Below are 6,027 nucleotides of genomic sequence, written 5' to 3' on the forward strand. Positions count from 1 at the left end.
TGAAATCCCAAAAAATGCACACTTTTTCCGGTATACCCTTCAAAACCCTTGCACTAATTTCTGTGTTTATCAGCCTCTAACCTTTGATATATCAAGGTTTTAGGTTTATTCAGCAAACCCTAATTACCAGCAAGAATTAGTCAATAGTGGTCGCATCAAACGGATTTATTTAGATGAAATATCATCAGGTTCAATTGGGATGGGGTTAATTGAATTAATTGTCAGTAAAGAAAACCAAGCCCCAGAATTAGTTAAGAATTTGATGCAAAGAACGCAAACCGAAATTACCAACAACTCAGAAAGAGAAGGTATTATAGAGTTATTGGAAACTGTGTTGTTGTCGAAGTTTTCGCAATTAACCCGTCAGGAGATAGAAGCGATGTTTTTAGTCAATGATATCAAACAAACAAGGGTATATCAAGAAGCAAAGCAGGAAGGTAGAGAAGAAGGTGAACAAGAGGGAGAGAAAAATTTACTACTGCGTCTGTTATCTAAGAGGTTTGGAAAATTGACAGATAGTTATATCCAGAAAATCAGTAACCTGAAAATAGCACAATTAGAAGACTTGGGAGAAGCGTTATTAGATTTTCGGGATATCAACGATTTAGATGAATGGTTGAAATCCCAAACCTAAATTTAAGCTGGTAAATTTGGGACTTTCAACAAGTCTAAACCTCTCTCAAATATCTCATCAATGGGCAACATTTCCCCAGAATTAGTCATAAATTTATGGTCTTTTGTTGCCCTGATTTTTGAACCATCATCTAAACAATATTCATATAATTCTTGCACTCCCCAATGATGCCATTGGGCAATAGGTTGAGTGTAAACATTACCATTGTTATCAACACTAAATACACTACACTCAATCTGCTTTTCCACAATTTCCCCAATAGGTAAAAAGCCATATTCTAAAGTTAAAACCTCAGTTTCATAACTCAAACAATATTCGGCAAACTTCAACATATCCGCAAATAGTTTTTCAGCTACTTGGGGTTTTACACCGTTTTTTGCTGAACCATCTATAAAATTTTGCTTTTGTTTTTCCATCTCCGCTACTTTCTTTTTACCCATAGCGCGACGCAGTAAGTCAGCTTGTCCTAAAGAATAACCTGCCATATCTTGAGCAATTTTCATAATTTGCTCTTGATAAACCATAATTCCATAGGTTTCATTTAATATAGGTTGTAAAAGTTGCGATTCATAATCAATTGCTTCTCTACCATGTTTACGGTTAATAAACTTAGGAATTAATCCCGCATCTAATGGACCAGGTCTATATAATGCCAAAATAGAAGAAATATCTTCAATATTAGAAGGTTTCAAATCTCTCACGATTTGCTTCATTCCTGAAGATTCTAATTGAAAGATACCTTCTAAATCTCCAGATTCTAATAATGAATATGCTTGAGATACATCTTTAGGTAAAGTGCTATGTTCACCTTTAGCTAATATTTTCTGGGCTTTTCTTTCATCACGGGTAATGTCATCAGGATCAATATGATATCCTTTACTTTGTTGTATTAAATCAATGGTTTTTTGAATTAAGGTTAGGTTTCTTAAACCCAAAAAGTCCATTTTTAACAAACCCAGTGATTCTAAATCTTCCATAAAATACTGGGTAATTACTGAGCCGTCGTTATTACGTTGTAAGGGTACAATTTCATCTAATGGTTCTGCGGAAATAACCACACCTGCTGCATGAACACCAAAGGTTTTGTTAGTTCCTTCTATTCGCATGGCCATATCTATCCAGCGGCGAACATTCGGATCATTATCGTATTTTTCTTTAAATTCTGGTGCTGGTGTTTGATCAGAAACCATTACTTTCAATTTAGTTGGTTTACCCCGTACCACTGGGATCATTTTCGCCATTTTATCAGCTTCCCCATAGGGAATATCTAATACTCTGGCGACATCTTTTAATACTGCTTTGGATGTTAAACGGTTAAAAGTGATAATTTGGGCAACTCTATCTACACCATATTTTCTAGTCACATAATCAATTACTTCATCCCGTTTTTCAATACAGAAATCTGTATCAATATCAGGCATGGATTTCCGTTCTGGGTTCAAAAATCGCTCGAACAGTAAGCCATGATGCACGGGATCAATATTAGTAATTCGCATGGCATAAGCAACTAATGAACCAGCCGCAGAACCCCGACCAGGACCGACGGGAATATTATTATCTCGCGCAAATTTGATATAGTCCCACACTACTAAAAAGTAGGTAGAAAAACCCATTTGCTGAATCATTTTTAATTCATACTCTAATCTTTCTTTGTAGACTGGATCTACTTCGTTACGAGATTTGCGGTTTAATCTTTCTAACAGTCCTTGCCAAGCTACTTCTTCAGCGTAAGTATCAGGAGTGTGACCAGAAGGAATGGGAGGAGTAGGAATTTTCGGCTCATCCATGATATGGTAAGGCTCGACTTTATCCGCTACTTCAACTGTTGTCGCTATGGCTTCTTCTATGACATCATCGGGTAAATGATCACGAAATAGTAACTTCATTTCTGTGGCAGATTTTAAATATTCTGTGCCGCTATATCGCATCCGGTTATCATCAACAATTAGTTTACCGGTTTGAATACAAAGTAAAGCATCATGGGCTTCTACGTCAAAGCAAGAAATATAATGAGAATCGTTAGTAGCGACAAATTTAATGCCTAATTCACGGGCAATTTTCACAATTTCAACATTTACAATTCTGTCTTCTTGAGAACCGTGATCTTGAATTTCTAAATAAAAATCTTCGCCAAATACTTCTTTATACCATTTGGCAACTTTTCGGGCTGCATCTGGCCTACCACTGAGAATTGCTTGGGGAATTTCTCCTCCTAAACAAGCACTGGTGATAATCAAACCTTCTTTATATTGTTTGAGTAAATCTTTATTAATGCAAGGACGGGAAAAAATACCTTTACCTTGTACACCTTTAAGATTAGAAATTGTGGTGAGTTTAACTAGGTTTTTATAACCTTTGGTGTTTTTTGCTAAAACAACTTGATGATATTTAGGACGGCGTTCTTGTTTTTCAATATCACCGTTAATGATATACATTTCGTTGCCAATAATTGGCTTAATAGTCTTACTGCGGCAGATTTTGATGAGTTCAACTGCGCCATACATGACACCATGATCTGTGAGGGCGATCGCTTTCATTCCTAGTGCGATCGCCTGATCTACTAAGTCTGGTAGTTGACTAGCACCGTCTAGCAAACTGTAGTCGCTGTGAATATGCAAAGGTACAAAAGACATAAGCAATTAATAGTGAATAATTAAACGGTTACAATGCAGCTATTTATACTAGGAGTCAAGAGTCGTAGGGGCGAAGCATTCGGAAAATAACCTGTGATAAAAATTGATAATTTATCGCCCGAATGCTGATGCTTCCAGCACGCTTCGCGAACGCCCGTAAAGGAGTCAGGAGTCAGGAGTCAGGAGTAAAACTGGCTTTGTATCTAGGTTTCAATTGAGATTCTGTGCCTCATTGATCTGCAATCTACTGTCATAGCAATTTAGCTTGATGACAAAAGCAAATATTTTACCTATTCCGCATAACAGCAAAAAGGCGACATCTGAGTAATACGTGAGTTTAGCACAGGAATCAGTTTCTTAATTCTCAGCGAATGGATGGAAAAAGCCTCGTGAGAACACGAGGCATAAACAGTTATCAGTTATCGCTTTTCAGTGTAACCTGTCATTTGTCACCTGTAAACTAAGACTGTTGAGGTCCTTTGGCATCGGAATGTTTAGCCAAACACCGTTCTAAAAGTTGAACTCTCCATATTAGCGCAAACTGACGAGGATTCCAGATAAATTTAGTATCACGACCAAATAAGGGCTGGTTCAAATAATCCCAAAGAGGAAATTTAATTTTTGTGTGTTCGGGAGCCATAGGTGGAACAAAATATTATAAAATTGCTTCAGGAGTAGTTGGCATTTTATTTAAAAAAATTATTTGATAAATAAATTTCCACTACTAATACCTTTATAATTCAAGAATAAACCAGTATTTTCCGAATGTCTTTGTGGCAATTGCGGAATTTAAGAAAACTTTATTTTTATTAATTTTAAGAAATTGTTAGTAAATCCTGACTTGGTTGTTGACAATAATTCTGGAAGGGTGGAAGACTGAAAAGAAAATTTTGATATGCCATAGACATTTGTCTAGCCACTTCATCAATATGAACGCAACTAGGACTAGTCCCTAAACCGCAAACAGCAACTATATTGATTGGCTTTTGTAAACAATTGCAGTAGAACTTATTATGTTGGCGGATAGCTAACAAAGTTGATCTCTCTTCAACTGCGTTAATAACACAACAATTTCATCCATTGCTTTTCTCACCACACTTGCAGGTTGTTCAGACTGATTTACCATAATACTAAAAACCAAAGTTTCATAATTAGGAACATTGACATATCCAGATAAAGAAACCACACCCATCATAGTACCTGTTTTTGCTTGGACAATTCCTTGAGCAGATGTATTCAGAAAACGATTTTTTAAAGTACCACTAACACCAGCAACAGGTAAAGAAGCACGAAATACTTCTGCTTGGGAAGATTTACTCATCACTTGCAAAAGTTGTACCAAAGCTTCTGGACTAATTAAATTTTTACGAGATAACCCAGAACCATCTACAATCTTATAGCTATTCGGTTCAATTCCTAATTCAGTTAACGTATTTTTTAAAGCTTGCAATCCTAAATCAGCAGTATTTTTATTTTTGGCTAATTGCTGTTTATCAGCTAAACTTCTGAGTAAGACTTCAGTATACAAATTATTACTATTGACATTTGTTTCTACTAATAATTCAGATAGCGGCGGAGATTCAACAGCGGCTATTTCTTGTTCATTATTACCACCATTATTAACAGATGTCCGGTTAACTTTTATTCCTGATTTTGTTAAAGTTAAACGGAAATTTTGCAAGAAATTTTGAGCAGGATCAAATACCGCTATAGCTGTAATATCTGGTTCTGAGTTTACAGGCAATTTTCCTGTGATTCTTAAAATCTGACCTTTTAAATCTCGGTAAACTTCCACATCACCCGGTTCATTTTCTGGAGTAGTAATTGCATTATTTTCAATCTGCCAATTATAAGCATCCAGAGGATTAGACCATTTAATTTTTAAAGGTTTTCCAATTTCTTGAGGCAAAAAAGTTATAACAGAAGTATTTTCATTAACAATTAAACTATTGACAGGTGCGCCATAATAAGATTGTACATCTTCCCATTGCCAACTAGGATGAACTACCTCACCTTGAAAATAACTATCATCAGCAATTAATTGATTAATTTCCCGAATACCTTTTTGATATAATTGCTTGGCTAATATTGTTAATTGCTCATTTTTAAAACTTGGATCTCCTCTACCAACAACCCGCAAAATACCTTCACTGTCTTGATAAACAGAGGTACGAATGCGAAAATTTGCCCCTAGTTTCTGCAATGCGGCTGCTGTTGTGAAAAGTTTAGTATTAGAAGCAGGAATAAAATATTTTTCTGGATCTCGACTGTAAAGAGTTTGTGGAGATGATAGGGGTTTGATTAAAATTCCCCAACGCATTCTCTTAAATATAGGACGATTAATTACAGCATCTATAGATGATTCTATTTGAACAGAACAAGTATATTTTGTGCTAGTTGCTGGTGCTGTTGGGGTTTGTGCTTGAGCTATGTGCTGGTTAACATTAATTTGAACACCGATAAATAACAGCATCAAGCTAATAGATATTTTTTTGTGAATCATTTTATTTTGGCTAAATGTAATCCTAATGTTGTAACTTACAGCAGATTGCAGATCAATGAGGCACAGAATCTCAATTGAAACCTATACACAAAGCCTGTTTTACTCCTGACTCCTGACTCCTGTACGGGCGTTCGCGAAGCGTGCTGGAAGCATCAGCATTCGGGCGATAAATTATCAATTTTTATCACAGGTTATTTTCCGAATGCTTCGCCCCTACTTCGCCCCTACGACTCCTGAATTCTGCTGTACTTTGCGTA

The 6,027-nt window shown here is 36.1% G+C and carries 3 protein-coding genes and 1 pseudogene; 2 read left to right on the top strand and 2 right to left on the bottom strand.

Annotated elements, in window-relative coordinates:
- Positions 1–127: 127 nt before the first annotated feature.
- A pseudogene (locus FFR48_RS30250) lies at positions 128–373 on the top strand (DUF2887 domain-containing protein); the annotation flags it as partial.
- A gap of 6 nt (positions 374–379) precedes the next feature.
- On the top strand, positions 380–634 hold the full coding sequence (locus FFR48_RS30255; protein WP_242027509.1) for a DUF4351 domain-containing protein: 255 nt from the start codon (positions 380–382) through the stop codon (positions 632–634).
- Positions 635–636: 2 nt separating this feature from the next.
- Here FFR48_RS30255 and FFR48_RS24455 read toward each other — a convergent pair whose 3' ends face one another.
- Complete coding sequence (locus tag FFR48_RS24455) at positions 637–3,267, bottom strand: DNA polymerase III subunit alpha (RefSeq protein WP_137669163.1); 2,631 nt, start codon at positions 3,265–3,267, stop codon at positions 637–639.
- A gap of 1,027 nt (positions 3,268–4,294) precedes the next feature.
- A complete protein-coding gene (gene dacB, locus FFR48_RS24460) occupies positions 4,295–5,770 on the bottom strand; it encodes a D-alanyl-D-alanine carboxypeptidase/D-alanyl-D-alanine endopeptidase (protein WP_190347581.1) in 1,476 nt (491 codons plus the stop codon).
- Between the last annotated feature and the right edge of the window lie 257 nt (positions 5,771–6,027).

It is taken from the genome of Sphaerospermopsis reniformis (assembly GCF_005402885.1).
Taxonomy (GTDB): Bacteria; Cyanobacteriota; Cyanobacteriia; order Cyanobacteriales; family Nostocaceae; genus Sphaerospermopsis; species Sphaerospermopsis kisseleviana.

What these genes read in the sequence shown, in the direction of transcription:
- FFR48_RS30255 (WP_242027509.1), top strand. Translation starts at nt 380, where the DNA reads ATGTTTTTAGTCAATGATATCAAACAAACAAGGGTATATCAAGAAGCA.
- dacB (WP_190347581.1), bottom strand. Translation starts at nt 5,770, where the DNA reads ATGATTCACAAAAAAATATCTATTAGCTTGATGCTGTTATTTATCGGT.
- FFR48_RS24455 (WP_137669163.1), bottom strand. Translation starts at nt 3,267, where the DNA reads ATGTCTTTTGTACCTTTGCATATTCACAGCGACTACAGTTTGCTAGAC.